General features: G+C 69.2%; 12 protein-coding genes and 1 pseudogene. 6 read left to right on the forward strand and 7 right to left on the reverse strand.

Going from position 1 to position 13,908, the window contains the following annotated elements; genetic code table 11:
• Positions 1-2 precede the first annotated feature (2 nt).
• The 4 genes and pseudogenes from tal to ACU6WZ_RS23270 form a co-directional block, all read right to left on the reverse strand.
• A complete protein-coding gene (tal, locus tag ACU6WZ_RS23255; RefSeq protein WP_447030108.1) occupies positions 3-1,145 on the reverse strand; it encodes a transaldolase in 1,143 nt (380 codons plus the stop codon).
• 34 nt (positions 1,146-1,179) lie between these two features.
• Positions 1,180-3,249, reverse strand: coding sequence for a transketolase (gene tkt / locus ACU6WZ_RS23260; RefSeq protein WP_447030109.1), 2,070 nt, complete (start codon positions 3,247-3,249; stop codon positions 1,180-1,182).
• Positions 3,250-3,321: 72 nt separating this feature from the next.
• Positions 3,322-4,919, reverse strand: a pseudogene (locus tag ACU6WZ_RS23265) (IS200/IS605 family accessory protein TnpB-related protein).
• 20 nt (positions 4,920-4,939) lie between these two features.
• Positions 4,940-5,230 carry a hypothetical protein gene (locus ACU6WZ_RS23270; protein WP_447030111.1) on the reverse strand — a complete coding sequence of 97 codons (291 nt, stop codon included), beginning with the start codon at positions 5,228-5,230 and terminating at the stop codon, positions 4,940-4,942.
• A 336-nt stretch (positions 5,231-5,566) separates the two neighbouring features.
• Here ACU6WZ_RS23270 and ACU6WZ_RS23275 point away from each other — a divergent pair, with 336 nt between their 5' ends.
• Positions 5,567-6,520: a heme o synthase gene (locus tag ACU6WZ_RS23275; RefSeq protein ID WP_447030112.1), complete on the forward strand. Its 954-nt coding sequence runs from the start codon at positions 5,567-5,569 to the stop codon at positions 6,518-6,520.
• Positions 6,521-6,737: 217 nt separating this feature from the next.
• Complete coding sequence (locus tag ACU6WZ_RS23280; RefSeq protein ID WP_447030113.1) at positions 6,738-7,109, forward strand: hypothetical protein; 372 nt, start codon at positions 6,738-6,740, stop codon at positions 7,107-7,109.
• A 145-nt stretch (positions 7,110-7,254) separates the two neighbouring features.
• Here the strand turns inward: ACU6WZ_RS23280 and ACU6WZ_RS23285 are convergent, their stop codons facing one another.
• The 3 genes from ACU6WZ_RS23285 to ACU6WZ_RS23295 all read right to left on the reverse strand — a co-directional run bounded on the left by ACU6WZ_RS23285 (position 7,255) and on the right by ACU6WZ_RS23295 (position 10,008).
• Entirely contained in the window at positions 7,255-8,229 is a 975-nt protein-coding gene (locus ACU6WZ_RS23285) for a COX15/CtaA family protein (RefSeq protein ID WP_447030115.1), read from the reverse strand.
• Positions 8,230-8,320: 91 nt separating this feature from the next.
• The gene (locus ACU6WZ_RS23290; RefSeq protein WP_447030116.1) at positions 8,321-9,088 is read right to left on the reverse strand and encodes an ABC transporter permease; all 768 of its coding nucleotides are present in this window, start codon (positions 9,086-9,088) and stop codon (positions 8,321-8,323) included.
• Positions 9,085-10,008 carry an ABC transporter ATP-binding protein gene (locus ACU6WZ_RS23295; RefSeq protein ID WP_447030117.1) on the reverse strand — a complete coding sequence of 308 codons (924 nt, stop codon included), beginning with the start codon at positions 10,006-10,008 and terminating at the stop codon, positions 9,085-9,087. The genes ACU6WZ_RS23290 and ACU6WZ_RS23295 overlap by 4 nt, the downstream gene beginning before the upstream one ends.
• A 167-nt stretch (positions 10,009-10,175) precedes the next feature.
• Here ACU6WZ_RS23295 and ACU6WZ_RS23300 point away from each other — a divergent pair, with 167 nt between their 5' ends.
• The 4 genes from ACU6WZ_RS23300 (at position 10,176) to ACU6WZ_RS23315 (ending at position 13,906) form a co-directional block, all read left to right on the forward strand.
• Positions 10,176-10,931, forward strand: coding sequence for a helix-turn-helix transcriptional regulator (locus ACU6WZ_RS23300; RefSeq protein ID WP_447030119.1), 756 nt, complete (start codon positions 10,176-10,178; stop codon positions 10,929-10,931).
• Positions 10,928-12,349 (forward strand): Fe-S cluster assembly protein SufB, encoded by a 1,422-nt coding sequence (gene sufB, locus ACU6WZ_RS23305; protein WP_447030120.1) that lies wholly within the window; start codon positions 10,928-10,930, stop codon positions 12,347-12,349. Before ACU6WZ_RS23300 ends, sufB begins: the two co-directional genes overlap by 4 nt.
• 61 nt (positions 12,350-12,410) lie before the next feature.
• The gene (gene sufD / locus ACU6WZ_RS23310) at positions 12,411-13,589 is read left to right on the forward strand and encodes a Fe-S cluster assembly protein SufD (RefSeq protein ID WP_447030121.1); all 1,179 of its coding nucleotides are present in this window, start codon (positions 12,411-12,413) and stop codon (positions 13,587-13,589) included.
• A complete protein-coding gene (locus ACU6WZ_RS23315) occupies positions 13,589-13,906 on the forward strand; it encodes a bifunctional 3-phenylpropionate/cinnamic acid dioxygenase ferredoxin subunit (protein ID WP_447030122.1) in 318 nt (105 codons plus the stop codon). Before sufD ends, ACU6WZ_RS23315 begins: the two co-directional genes overlap by 1 nt.
• Positions 13,907-13,908: the final 2 nt, after the last annotated feature.

The raw sequence follows: 13,908 nt of genomic DNA on the forward strand, positions 1-13,908 counted from the left end.
GTTTAGCCCTCCGAAGGGGCGAGGCGCTTGAGCTCCGCCTCGGTCGACTTGAGCAGGTCGTTCCAGGACGCCTCGAACTTGTCGACGCCCTCGTCCTCGAGCACCTGCACTACGTCGTCGTACGCGATGCCGAGCTTCTCGACGGCGTCGAGGTCGGCGCGCGCCTGCTCGTAGGTGCCTGCGATCGTGTTGCCCGAGATCTGTCCGTGGTCGGCCGTCGCTTCGAGCGTCGCCTCGGGCATGGTGTTCACCGTGCCGGGGGCGACGAGGTCGTCGACGTACAGCGTGTCCTTGTACGCCGGGTCCTTGACGCCGGTCGAAGCCCACAGCGGACGCTGCTTGTTGGCCTGCGCCTTGTCCAGCGCGGACCAGCGGTCCGAGGCCTGCGTCGATGAGTCGGCAGAGCCGAACACCTCCTCGAAGGCCTGGTATGCCAGACGTGCGTTGGCCAGCGCGGACTTGCCCTTGAGGGCCTTGGCCTCGTCCGTGCCCAGCGCGTCCAGGCGCTTGTCGATCTCGGTGTCCACCCGGGACACGAAGAAGGAGGCCACCGAGTGGATCTTGGAGAGGTCCAGGCCCGCGGCCTTCGCCTTCTCCAGGCCCGCCAGGTAGGCATCCATGACCTTGCGGTAGCGCTCCAGCGAGAAGATCAGCGTCACATTGACGCTGATGCCCAGCGCGATGGTCTCGGTGATCGCCGAGAGACCCGCCTCGGTGGCCGGGATCTTGATCAGCGTGTTCGGGCGGTCCACCAGCCAGGCAAGCTGCTTGGCCTCGGCGGCCGTCGCCCTGGTGTTGTGGGCCAGACGCGGGTCGACCTCGATGGAGACCCGGCCGTCCTTGCCACCGGTCGCGTCGAAGACCGGCCGCAGAATGTCGGCGGCGTCCCTCACGTCGGCCGTCGTGATCATGCGGACGGCCTCTTCGACCGTCAGCCTGCGGGCGGCGAGGTCACCGAGCTGCTGGTCGTAACCGTCGCCCTGCGCGATCGCCTTCTGGAAGATGGACGGGTTGGTGGTGACGCCCACGACGTGCTGCTGGTCGATCAGCTCGGCGAGGTTGCCGGACGTGATCCGCTTGCGCGACAGGTCGTCGAGCCAGATCGCGACGCCTTCGTCGGAGAGGCGCTTGAGTGCGTCTGTCATGAGAGTTGCATCTCCTACTTGTCGTGTACCGGCGTCAGCGCGCTGCGGCGGACAGAGACTCCCGGGCGGCGGCCGTCACGGCGTCCGCGGTGAACCCGAACTCCCGGAAGAGAACCTTGGCGTCCGCGGAAGCGCCGAAGTGCTCCAGCGAGACGACACGGCCGGCCTCGCCGACGTACCGGTACCAGGTCAGTGCGATGCCCGCCTCGACCGCGACGCGGGCCTTGACGGACGGGGGCAGCACGCTCTCGCGGTACCCCGCGTCCTGCTCCTCGAACCACTCGACCGAAGGCATCGACACGACGCGCGTCGGAATCCCGGCGGCCTGGAGCTGCTCGCGCGCCTCGACGGCGAGCTGCACCTCGGAGCCGGTGCCGATCAGCACGACCTGCGGCGCGCCGCCCTCGGCCTCGAACATGACGTAACCGCCGCGTGCGGCGTCCTCGTTGGCCTCGTACGTCGGCACGCCCTGGCGGGTCAGCGCCAGACCGTGCGGGGCGTCGTGCCGCTTGAGGATCTCGCGCCAGGCGATCGCCGTCTCGTTGGCGTCGGCCGGGCGGACCATGTTCAGGCCGGGAATGGCGCGCAGGGCGGCCATGTGCTCGACCGGCTGGTGCGTCGGGCCGTCCTCGCCCAGACCGATGGAGTCGTGCGTCCAGACGTACGTCACGGGCAGCTTCATCAGCGCGGCGAGGCGGACGGCGGGGCGCATGTAGTCGGAGAACACCAGGAAGGTGCCGCCGTAGATGCGGGTGTTGCCGTGCAGCGCGATGCCGTTCATCGTCGAGCCCATGGCGTGCTCGCGGATGCCGAAGTGGACCGTACGGCCGTACGGGTCCGCCTCGGGCAGCGGGTTGTCCGCCGGCAGGAACGACGAGGTCTTGTCGATCGTCGTGTTGTTCGAGCCCGCGAGGTCGGCGGAGCCGCCCCACAGCTCGGGAATGACGGCGCCGAGTGCCTGCAGGACCTTGCCGGACGCGGCGCGGGTCGCCACGGCCTTGCCGGCCTCGAAGACGGGAACCGCCTGCTCCCAGCCCTCGGGCAGCTTGCCCCCGGCGACGCGGTCGAAGGTGGTGGCGCGCTCGGCGTTGGCGTTGCGCCACTCCTGGAACTTCTTGTCCCAGGCGGCGTGCGCGTCACGGCCGCGCTCGCCCGCCGCGCGCACGTGCGCGAGAACGTCGTCGTCGACCTGGAAGTCCTGCTCCGGGTCGAAGCCCAGCACACGCTTGGTGGCCGCGACCTCCTCGGCGCCCAGCGCCGAGCCGTGCGAGGCCTCGGTGTTCTGCGCGTTCGGGGCGGGCCAGGCGATGATCGTGCGGGCCGCGATGATCGAAGGGCGCTCGGTCTCGTCCTGCGCTGCCTTCAGCGCCGCGTGCAGCGCCTTCACGTCGAAGTCGCCGTCCGCGCTCTGCTCGATGCGCTGGACGTGCCAGCCGTACGCCTCGTACCGCTTCAGCACGTCCTCGGAGAAGGCGGTCTCGGTGTCGCCCTCGATCGAGATGTGGTTGTCGTCGTACAGCGCGACGATGTTGCCGAGCTTCTGGTGGCCCGCGAGTGACGACGCCTCGGCCGAGACACCCTCCTCCAGGTCGCCGTCGGAGACGATCGCCCAGATGGTGTGGTCGAACGGAGAGGCGCCCGCAGCCGCCTCGGGGTCGTAGAGCCCGCGCTCGTAGCGCGCGGCCATCGCCATGCCCACGGCGTTGGCGATGCCCTGGCCCAGCGGCCCCGTCGTCGTCTCGACGCCGGTGGTGTGCCCGTGCTCGGGGTGGCCCGGTGTCCGGCTGCCCCAGGTGCGGAACGCCTTGAGGTCGTCGAGCTCCAGCCCGTACCCGGCCATGTAGAGCTGGATGTAGAGCGTCAGGCTGGAGTGACCGGGGGAGAGGACGAATCGGTCCCGGCCGGTCCAGTTCGCGTCGCTGGGGTCGTGCCGCATGAGCTTCTGGAACAGCACATACGCGGCCGGCGCGAGGCTCATGGCCGTACCAGGGTGGCCGTTGCCCACCTTCTGTACGGAATCCATGGCCAGGACGCGGACGGTATCGACAGCCCGCTGGTCCAGATCGGTCCACTCGAGATCTGTGGTCGTCGGCTTGGTGCTCACCCTGAGTCAGGGCTCCTCTCCACATGTCGAATCCCGGTGAGACGCACCGGGCGCTGTCGAGCCTACCGTTCCTTAAAGACTGAGCGGGAGTGAGTCCTGTTGCCAGGACCCGTGCTCAGCCGCGTGTCCCGATCGGTGTCGGGCACGCTGGTTGTCCGCTGTGACCGCACGGCCGGTCGCCGCCCTCGGGGGGCTGGTTCCGTTCCGTGTCCGGCGGAGTCCCTCACGCCCCCGGGTCCCACGATCGGCCTGGACGTTCCGATGCCCGCCACCATCGCTCCGGTGGTGGCGGGGCGGTTTCGTCCGTCGCCGGATCGGGTGCCCGAGGGCGCGCCTTCCGATCGCGATGCCCGCCGCGTCATGGCGGGTCATCGCACGCCTGCTGCAGGTCAGGGGCGTCTTCCAGTGCTCGGCGCCCCACTTGCTGGTGTACGCCGCATCGACAGCGACCAGGGCCAGGCCGGGCTCGGCGGCCATGTTCACCAGCCGGGCTTTCACCCTGGCGGTCGGGATGCCGTGGATCAGCTGCCGGAACCTCTTCTTGCGGCCGAACCGCCCACGGGTCTTCCCGTCGGGAAAGTCCAGGTCCTCGATGGCGATCGCGGTGACGCCGACGCGGGTGGCCCAGCGCAGCAGCCCGCTGAGCGCCGGCGCAGCTGTGCGTCGCGGTGGTCCGAGCTGCCGGTCAGTTCGTAGGGGAAGCGGTGCGGTTCGCCGACCGGGTTGCCGTGCGGGTCGAGGCGTACGCGGCGAAGTGGTCGGCATTGGTGTCGACACCGATCAGCCCACCGGCACGCGCGGCCTGCAGGGGGATGCTCCGGACGGCGGGGCGCTTCCAGGAGGTGGTCAGGTACCACCGCTGTTTCACCACGTCGTAGTGGATGTCGTAGGCGACCGCCAGGTTCCCGGCGACGCGGTCGGCCCACTCCGCTCCCCGGTACGCAAACGCCACCCGGGTGGCCAGGACGTAACGGCCGTGCGGGGCGTTGGCCAGGTGTTCCAGCGGTTTGGGCAGCTTGATGGAGGCCTCGCCGTCGGGGGTGACCCGGATCGTCTCGTTCCCGAACCGCTTCCCCGACTCCCCGTCCGCGCCAAGGAACCAGCGAGCGGCCTCCCAACGCTCCCGCCACCCCTCCTCGCTCAGCCCCGCCGACTGGAGGTTGTGCCGGTTGCGCGCGAGTCTCTTCCCGCCGCGTACGACGTGCACGCGCCCGGCCGCGATGTCCTCTTCGACGGCCACGAGGCGGGCCTGGAGGATATGGAGGCGGCGGGACTTGTTGAACCACTCCCTCTGCGACCGGTACCCGCCGGGCCCTCCCCCTGCTGCCCCTCTCCCCGACCGGCAGGGACAGGCGGTGCGTGAGCATCCGGATGCCGTCGGCGAGCTTGTCCCGGTGGGCGAGCTGGCCGCGACGGGCCAGCGGGTACTGGTCGTGGGTGCCTTTGGTGATCGCACCGGCCCACCGGGACGACGACTCAGCCGTCAGGCCGGGCTTGCGTCCGGCCCAGGTCTGGTTGGTCCGCTCGAAGCCGGCCCGTGAGTACAGGGCGAGGTCAGCGGCAGCGAGACTGCCGAGGTGGGCGCCGACCAGGCGCAGGACCTTTTCGTCCTGGGGTGTGAGGCACCCCAGCCGGTCGCGGATCGCGACACCCGACGCCTCCCGGACCACGAACGGGCCGCAACGGCTTCCTACGCCCGTTCACTCGCGGCCGCCTCAAGCGCTTTTCGCGCCCCGTTCCTCGCGGAGCGGCGACCGTGGGCCCTCTGCCGCGCCAGGTCAGCCTTCCGGTCATGCGAGGAGACCCGGGCGTACAAACCCATACCAACGACCACATCAACGGCCTGGTTGGCCTCGATATTCACCAGGATCGTGCGCGGACCCACCCGCATCGCCAGCACCGGCAACGTCCCCTCATGGCACCAGCGGCGCGCGGTCTGCGGATGGACACCCTGGGCCTCCACCCACTCGGTCAGATCCACAAAACCGACCGTAGAAGCCGCTAACCCGTAGCCGCTAACGAATGCTCGCTCTTCACTAGAACGAGTGCAGTTCAGACCCCCGCGAGAACGCGCATCTTTTCGAGCCCAGGACTTGGATGGAACTGGCTAAGAGCAGACAGAGCCCAGCGTGCCGGCGGGTGGCGGACTTCGCCTCCTGACGTTCACCCTCCTCTCTACGGACCCGGCCACGGCGCTGCTCAACACGAGCCGACCCCGGCGGAGATCGGCCTCTGGGCAACGTCTAGAGTGGCGTGGTACGCGCAAGTGTTTACCGGGCCTTCACGCCCGGAGCTTGCTGGAATTTCTCTGTCAGGGGTGTGCGTGACGGCCGTCGAGTCCCGACCCGCAGGGGTCGCCTTGACTCCCAGCCCGGGGGGCCACCGGCCATTCGGAGCCCGAGTCAAGGCGTTCGTGGCACTGACCAAGCCTCGGATCATCGAACTGCTGCTGATCACCACTGTCCCGGTGATGTTCCTGGCGGAACAGGGCGTCCCCGATCTCTGGCTGGTCCTGATCACCTGCCTCGGCGGCTATCTGTCCGCCGGCGGCGCCAACGCGCTGAACATGTACATCGACCGCGACATCGACGCGCTGATGGACCGTACGTCGCAGCGGCCGCTGGTCACCGGCATGGTCAGCCCGCGTGAATGCCTCGTCTTCGGCATCAGCCTCGCGGTGATCTCGACGCTGTGGTTCGGACTGCTCGTCAACTGGCTGTCCGCCTCGCTGTCACTCGGTGCGCTGCTCTTCTACGTCGTCGTCTACACCATGATCCTCAAGCGCCGCACCGCGCAGAACATCGTCTGGGGCGGCATCGCCGGCTGCCTGCCGGTCCTCATCGGCTGGTCCGCGGTCACCAACTCGATGTCCTGGGCCGCCGTCATCCTCTTCATGGTCATCTTCTTCTGGACGCCGCCGCACTACTGGCCGCTGTCGATGAAGGTGAAGGCGGACTACGCGCGCGTGGGCGTGCCGATGCTTCCCGTCGTCGCCTCCAACACGGTCGTGGCCCGCCAGATCGTCGCGTACAGCTGGGTGATGGTCGCCGTCTCGCTGCTGCTGACTCCGCTCGGTTACACCGGCTGGTTCTACACGGCGGTCGCGCTGGTGTCCGGTGGCTGGTGGCTCAAGGAGGCGCACGGGCTCAAGGCCCGCGCGAAGTCCGGCGTGACCGGTGCGGCGCTGAAGGAGATGCGGCTGTTCCACTGGTCCATCACCTACGTCTCCCTGCTCTTCGTCGCCGTCGCTGTCGACCCCTTCCTCCGCTAGCAGCCTAGGGGTGTCTGACAATTCCCCGCGGCGTCGCGGCGTCGCGACGCACGCTCGCAGCGTTGCCGGACAGCCCTAGTAGCTCCGCTACGAGGACTGTCCGGCGCCTTGCGATCGCACGCACCGGACGCCGCTCCTTGACCCACGGGGGATTGTCAGACACCCCCTAGGAAGCCCGCCCTGGACCGCTGGGCTACCCGTCGGTAGCATCCTGCTCATGGCAGACACGAAGCAGGCCACGGAGCGGGCCACGAAGCAGGCAGAGCGCAAGGTGGCGAAGCTCGCCAAGGAGATCGGCGCCTTCGCCAAGCAGCACGGCGGCGCCGAGGGACAGCTCGCCTACCTCGGCCAGATGGGCACCCGCATCGTGCTCGTCGGCGAGGACGGCGGCTGGGGCGACCTCGTCGCACCGACCCACGCCGTCGCGCAGAGCGCCGCCGAGAAGGCCGGGATCACGCTGCACGAGTCCTTCGACGGCGACTTCGCGGCCAAGGTGCGTACCGGCCCGTACGAGTGGAGCCGTATGGCCGGCCTGCAGATCGGCGGCCCGTCCAACGGCCCCGCCGAAGCCCCCGCGCCGAGGGCGTAACAACACCTGACGCGGGGGGTCACCCGTTCGCTGGAGCCGGTGGAAGCAGCCGGTGAAAGACGGCCCGGCGGCCTCCTGCGGGACACCTGAATTTCCACCCGTTCGGTGGACACCGGTCTGCCGAGCGGGTGGCGGGGATGGGCCGTCAGGCGGCGGCGGACACCGATGAACCGGACCGGGCGGCCACTGGTGCCGGTGCTTCGAGGGGGCGCTCGCGCAGGCTCAGGGCCAGGCGCAGCACGGCGATCCACATCAGGGCGGAGCCGAGCATGTGGGCGCCGACCAGGATCTCCGGCACCCCGGTGAAGAACTGGACGTAGCCGATCCCGCCCTGTGCCACCAGGACGATCAGCAGGTCGCGGGCGCGGGCCCGGACGTCGTCAGGGGCGTCCACGATGCGCAGCGTCAGCCACATGGCGACGGCCAGCGTGCATACGACCCAGGCGGCGGAGGCGTGCAGGTGAGCGGCGTCGACCCAGTCGAACGGCATGCGCGGTACGTCGCTGCTGTCCCCGGCGTGCTTGCCCGAGCCCGTCACCGTCGTACCCAGCGCGATGAGGATGCCCGAGGTGATCAGCAGCACCCGGGACAGCCTGCGGACGGGACGCGGGACGCGCGGCCGGGGGGCGGCGTCGCCCTCGCGGGTGCGGTGCCAGGTGACCACGGCGACCGTCAGCAGGGCGTTGGCGAGGAGGAAGTGCCCCGCGACACTCCACGGGTTGAGGCCCAGCCACACGGTGATACCGCCGAGGACGGCGTTGCTCAGCACGATCCAGAACTGGGCCCAGGCGAGCCGGGTGAGACGGCGCCGTCGCGGCTTGGTGGACCGGGCCGCGATGATCGCCCAGCCGACGGCGGCCGACAGGACGTACGTCAGCAGCCGGTTGCCGAACTCGATCGCGCCGTGGATGCCCTGGGCAGGAGTCGCGAAGAGGCTGTCGTCGGTGCACTTGGGCCAGGTGTCGCAGCCGAGACCGGAGCTGGTGAGCCGGACGGCGCCACCGGTCACGATGATGACGACGGCCATCACGACGGCGGAGAGCGCGGCGCGCCGGAGCATCCTGGGGGAGGGCGTCCAGCGTTGCGCGATGAAGGCGAGGGGGGTCAACACGGCAACCATCGTAGGACGGCGCTTGTGCAGCTTTTCACGAGGGGGTCCGAGGGGGGTGCGGGGGTGGGCGGGGGATTCGGGTCGCGAGGCCGTGGTGCCGCTACTCCCAGCGGAAGAAACGGGCCGCCGCGCCCAGCCCCAGTACCGCCCACACCGTCAGGATCCCGAGATCGCCCCACGGCATGCCCGCACCCTGCCGCAGTACGTCGCGCAGCCCGTCCGACAGCGCCGAGATCGGCAGCAGCCCGAGCACCGACTGAACTCCGCCAGGGAACTTGTCCAGCGGCACGATCACCCCGCCGCCCACCAGCAGCAGCAGGAAGACAAGGTTGGCCGCGGCCAGCGTCGCCTCCGCCTTGAGCGTCCCGGCCATCAGCAGGCCGAGCCCGGAGAAGGCCGCGGTGCCAAGGACGAGCAGGAGGAGTACGGCGAACGGGTTGCCCTGCGGTGACCAGCCGAGGCCGAACGCGATCGCCGTCAGCAGGGCGACCTGCAGAACCTCCGTGACCAGCACCGAAAGCGTCTTCGCGGTCATCAGCGCCCAGCGCGGCAGCGGCGAGGTGCCGAGCAGCTTGAGCACGCCGTAACGGCGCTCGAAGCCGGTCGCGATGGCCTGCCCGGTGAAGGCCGTGGACATGACGGCCAGCGCCAGGATGCCGGGCGTCAGGAAGTCGACGGACGAACCCGCGCCCGTGTCGATGATGTCGACCGACGAGAAGAGCACCAGCAGCAGCGCCGGGATGATCACCGTCAGCAGCAGCTGCTCGCCGTTGCGCAGCAGCATCTTCGTCTCGAACGCGGTCTGCGCCGCGATCATCCGCCGCAGCGGGGCGGCCCCCGGCCGCGGCGTGTACGTACCGACGCTCATGAACGCAAGTCCTTACCGGTCAGTTCGAGAAAGACGTCCTCCAGCGAGTGCCGCTCGACGGAGAGACGGTCCGCCAGTACGCCGTGCTGGGCGCACCAGGAGGTGACGGTGGCCAGCAGCTGGGGGTCGATTTTGCCGGTGATCCGGTACGTCCCGGGCGTCAGCTCCACCGCCAGGGTGTCCTCGGGCAGCGCCTTGAGCAGGGACTCGACGTCGAGCCCGGGGCGGCCGGTGAAGCGCAGGGTGTTCTCGGCGCCGCCCCGGCACAGCTGCTCGGGGCTGCCCTGGGCGATGACCCGGCCCGCATCGATGATCGCGACGTCGTCGGCGAGCTGCTGGGCCTCGTCCATGAAGTGGGTGGTGAGCACGGTCCCGACGCCGTCTGAGCGCAGTTCACCGATCAGCTCCCAGGTGGACCTGCGGGCCTGCGGGTCCAGGCCCGCTGTCGGCTCGTCCAGGAAGACCAGCTCGGGCCGGCCGACCACGGCCATCGCCAGGGCGAGGCGCTGCTGCTGTCCGCCGGAGAGCCGCCGGTACGTCGTACGACCGCATCCGCCGAGGCCCAGTCGCTCGATCAGCCCATCGACGTCCAGCGGATCAGCGTGCAGCTTCGCCACGTGCCGCAGCATTTCGTCCGCGCGCGCCCCGGAGTACACCCCGCCGGACTGGAGCATCACTCCGATGCGCGGGCGCAGCCGGGCCGCGTCGGAGACCGGGTCGAGGCCGAGGACACGTACGGTCCCGGCGTCGGGCCTGCGGTAGCCCTCGCAGGTTTCGATCGTGGTCGTCTTGCCGGCTCCGTTGGGGCCGAGGACGGCGGTGACGGTTCCCGCGCGGACCTCCAGATCGAGGCCGTCGACGGCGGTTTTCGCTCCGTACCGCTTGACCAGTCCTGCGATCCGGACGACGGGAATGCTCATGCTGGGAGTCTAGAGAGGGCCCGCGGGCCTGCGGAGACGGCCCCCTGATCGCACCCATTCTGATCATTTCCGCAGGTCAACTTAGGTGTACCTAAGTGATACACCCCACCGGAGCTTGATCCAGACGCGGGTTGTCACTGGCTGAGGAATTACGCAACAATGGCGTTGTGAAATACGTTGGCGAGGCTCCGCAGGAGGAACTCGCGACCGGAGAGCGCTCGACGCGCAACCGGGTCGCGCGCTCCATCCTGGACCACGGCCCGTCCACCGTCGCCGATCTCGCGAAGCGTCTCGGTCTCACCCAGGCCGCCGTCCGCCGTCACCTCGACTCGCTCGTCACGGAGAACGTCGTCGAGCCCCGTGACCAGAAGGTGTACGGCGCCAGGACCCGCGGCAGACCCGCCAAGATCTTCGCGCTCACCGACTGCGGCAGGGACGCCTTCGACCAGTCCTACGACACGCTCGCGGCCGACGCCCTGCACTGGATCGCAGAGGCGGCGGGCGGCGGCGCGAAGGGTGAGGCGGCCGTCACCGCCTTCGCCCGCGCCCGGTTCGCCGCCCAGTCGGCGGCCTACCGCGCGTCGATCGAGGCAGTCGCCCCCGAGGACCGGCCCGAGGCGCTCGCCAAGGCCCTGTCCGCCGACGGGTACGCTGCCACGGCGCGTAGTGCACCGGTCGGAGAGCAGCTGTGCCAGCACCACTGCCCGGTCGCTCATGTCGCCGAGCAGTTCCCGCAGCTGTGCGAGGCGGAGACCGAGTTCTTTTCCAGTCTGCTCGGAACCCATGTGCAACGTCTCGCCACGATCGCCCACGGCGACGGGGTGTGCACGACGTTCATTCCGCGCGGCGCGGCGAGCGCAGCCGGCACCACACAGACCATCCCATCAGCATCTGCAAGTACGGCCGGGAGGAACCCCGCATGACGCTCCCCACGGAGATTGCCCACCCCGAACTCGAGGGCCTGGGTACGTATGAATTCGGTTGGGCCGACTCCGACACCGCCGGCGCCACAGCCAAGCGCGGCCTCTCCGAGGAGGTCGTCCGCGACATCTCGGCGAAGAAGAGCGAGCCGGAGTGGATGCTGAAGCTGCGGCTCAAGGGCCTCAAGCTGTTCGGCAAGAAGCCCATGCCGAGCTGGGGCGCCGACCTGTCGGGCATCGACTTCGACAACATCAAGTACTTCGTGCGTTCCACCGAGAAGCAGGCCACTTCGTGGGAGGAACTGCCGGAGGACATCAAGAATACGTACGACAAGCTCGGCATCCCCGAGGCGGAGAAGCAGCGCCTGGTCGCCGGTGTCGCCGCGCAGTACGAGTCCGAGGTCGTCTACCACCAGATCCGTGAGGACCTGGAGGAGCAGGGCGTCCTCTTCCTCGACACAGACACCGCGCTGAAGACGCACCCGGAGCTCTTCCAGGAGTACTTCGGCACGGTCATCCCGGTCGGCGACAACAAGTTCGCGTCGCTGAACTCGGCCGTGTGGTCCGGCGGCTCGTTCATCTACGTCCCGAAGGGTGTCCACGTCGACATCCCGCTCCAGGCCTACTTCCGTATCAACACGGAGAACATGGGCCAGTTCGAGCGGACGCTGATCATCGTCGACGAGGACGCCTACGTCCACTACGTCGAGGGCTGCACCGCCCCGATCTACTCCTCGGACTCGCTGCACAGCGCCGTGGTCGAGATCATCGTGAAGAAGGGCGGCCGCTGCCGCTACACGACCATCCAGAACTGGTCGAACAACGTCTACAACCTGGTCACCAAGCGCGCCGTGGCGTACGAGGGCGCGACTATGGAGTGGGTCGACGGCAACATCGGCTCCAAGGTGACGATGAAGTACCCGGCCGTCTACCTGATGGGTGAGCACGCCAAGGGCGAGACCCTGTCGATCGCCTTCGCGGGCGAGGGCCAGCACCAGGACGCCGGCTCCAAGATGGTCCACATGGCGCCGAACACCTCCTCCAACATCGTCTCCAAGTCGGTGGCGCGAGGCGGTGGCCGCACCTCCTACCGCGGTCTCGTCGAGATCGGCGAGGGCGCCTCGGGCTCCAAGTCGAACGTGCTCTGCGACGCGCTGCTGGTCGACACGATCTCCCGCTCGGACACGTACCCCTACGTCGATGTGCGCGAGGACGACGTGTCGATGGGGCACGAGGCGACCGTCTCCAAGGTCTCCGACGATCAGCTCTTCTACCTGATGAGCCGCGGCATGACCGAGTTCGAGGCCATGGCGATGATCGTCCGCGGCTTCGTCGAGCCGATCGCCAAGGAACTCCCCATGGAGTACGCACTGGAGCTCAACCGGCTGATCGAGCTGCAGATGGAGGGCTCGGTCGGCTAACGGCCCCGCCCCCGCGCAGCGACTCAATTCTTTGACCCAGAGAGAGAGCACTACGACAGCCATGGCTGAGGCTCAGAACATCCCGGTGGGCTCCACGACCACCGGCTCCATCGCGGTGGCCGCCGAGTCCACCGTCGCCACGCGCATGAGCGCCCCGCCGTCCTTCGACGTGGCCGACTTCCCGGTGCCGCACGGCCGCGAGGAGGAGTGGCGCTTCACGCCGCTGGAGCGGCTGCGCGGCCTGCACGACGGCACCGCCGAGGCCGGCGGCGTACTCACCGTCGAGGTGACCGCCCCCGAGGGCGTCACCGTCGAGACGGTGGACCGCGGTGACGCGCGCCTCGGCCGGGCCGGCACCCCGGTGGACCGGGTGGCCGCCCAGGCGTACGCCTCCTTCGAGAAGGCGTCGGTCGTCTCGGTGCCCAAGGAGAGCGTGCTCACCGAGCCGATCCGCATCGCCGTGCACGGCGACGGCGGCACCGCCTTCGGCCACCAGGTCGTCGAGCTGGGAGCCTTCGCTGAGGCTGTCGTCGTCATCGACCACACCGGTGACGCGGTGCTCGCCGCCAACGTCGACTTCGTCGTCGGCGACGGCGCGAAGCTGACCGTCGTATCCGTCCAGGACTGGGACGACACGGCCGTGCACGTGGCGCAGCACAACGCGCTGATCGGCCGCGACGCCTCGTTCAAGTCGGTCGTGGTGACCTTCGGCGGAGATGTCGTACGCCTCCACCCGCGCGTGAGCTACGCGGGCACCGGCGGCGAGGCCGAGCTCTTCGGCCTGTACTTCACCGACGCAGGCCAGCACCAGGAGCACCGCCTCCTCATCGACCACAACGTGCCGCACTGCAAGTCGAACGCCGTCTACAAGGGCGCGTTGCAGGGCAACGGCGCGCACGCCGTGTGGATCGGTGACGTCCTCATCCAGGCCGCCGCCGAGGGCACCGACACCTACGAGCTGAACCGCAACCTCGTCCTCACCGACGGCGCGCGCGTCGACTCCGTGCCGAACCTGGAGATCGAGACCGGCGAGATCGTCGGCGCCGGCCACGCCTCGGCGACCGGGCGCTTCGACGACGAGCAGCTGTTCTACCTCATGTCGCGCGGTATCCCGGCCGACGAGGCCCGCCGCCTCGTCGTCCGCGGGTTCTTCGCCGAGCTCGTCCAGCAGATCGGCCTGCCCGACGTCGAGGAGCGCCTCCTCATCAAGATCGACGCCGAGCTGGGGGCGTCCGTCTGATGGCCTTCGTCAAAGCCTGTGCGCTGAGCGAGCTGGGCGAGGACACCCCGAAACGGGTGGAACTCGACGGCACGCCGGTGTCCGTCGTCCTGACCGAGGGCGAGGTGTACGCGATCAACGACATCTGCTCGCACGCGAACGTCTCCCTCTCGGAGGGCGAGGTCGAGGACTGCATGATCGAGTGCTGGCTGCACGGGTCGAGCTTCGACCTCCGCACCGGCAAGCCCTCCAGCCTTCCCGCGACGCGCCCCGTCCCCGTATACCCCGTAAAGATCGAAGGGGACGATGTGCTCGTCTCCGTCACCCAGGAGTCCTGAGA

This window comes from Streptomyces hypolithicus, from assembly GCF_052934925.1.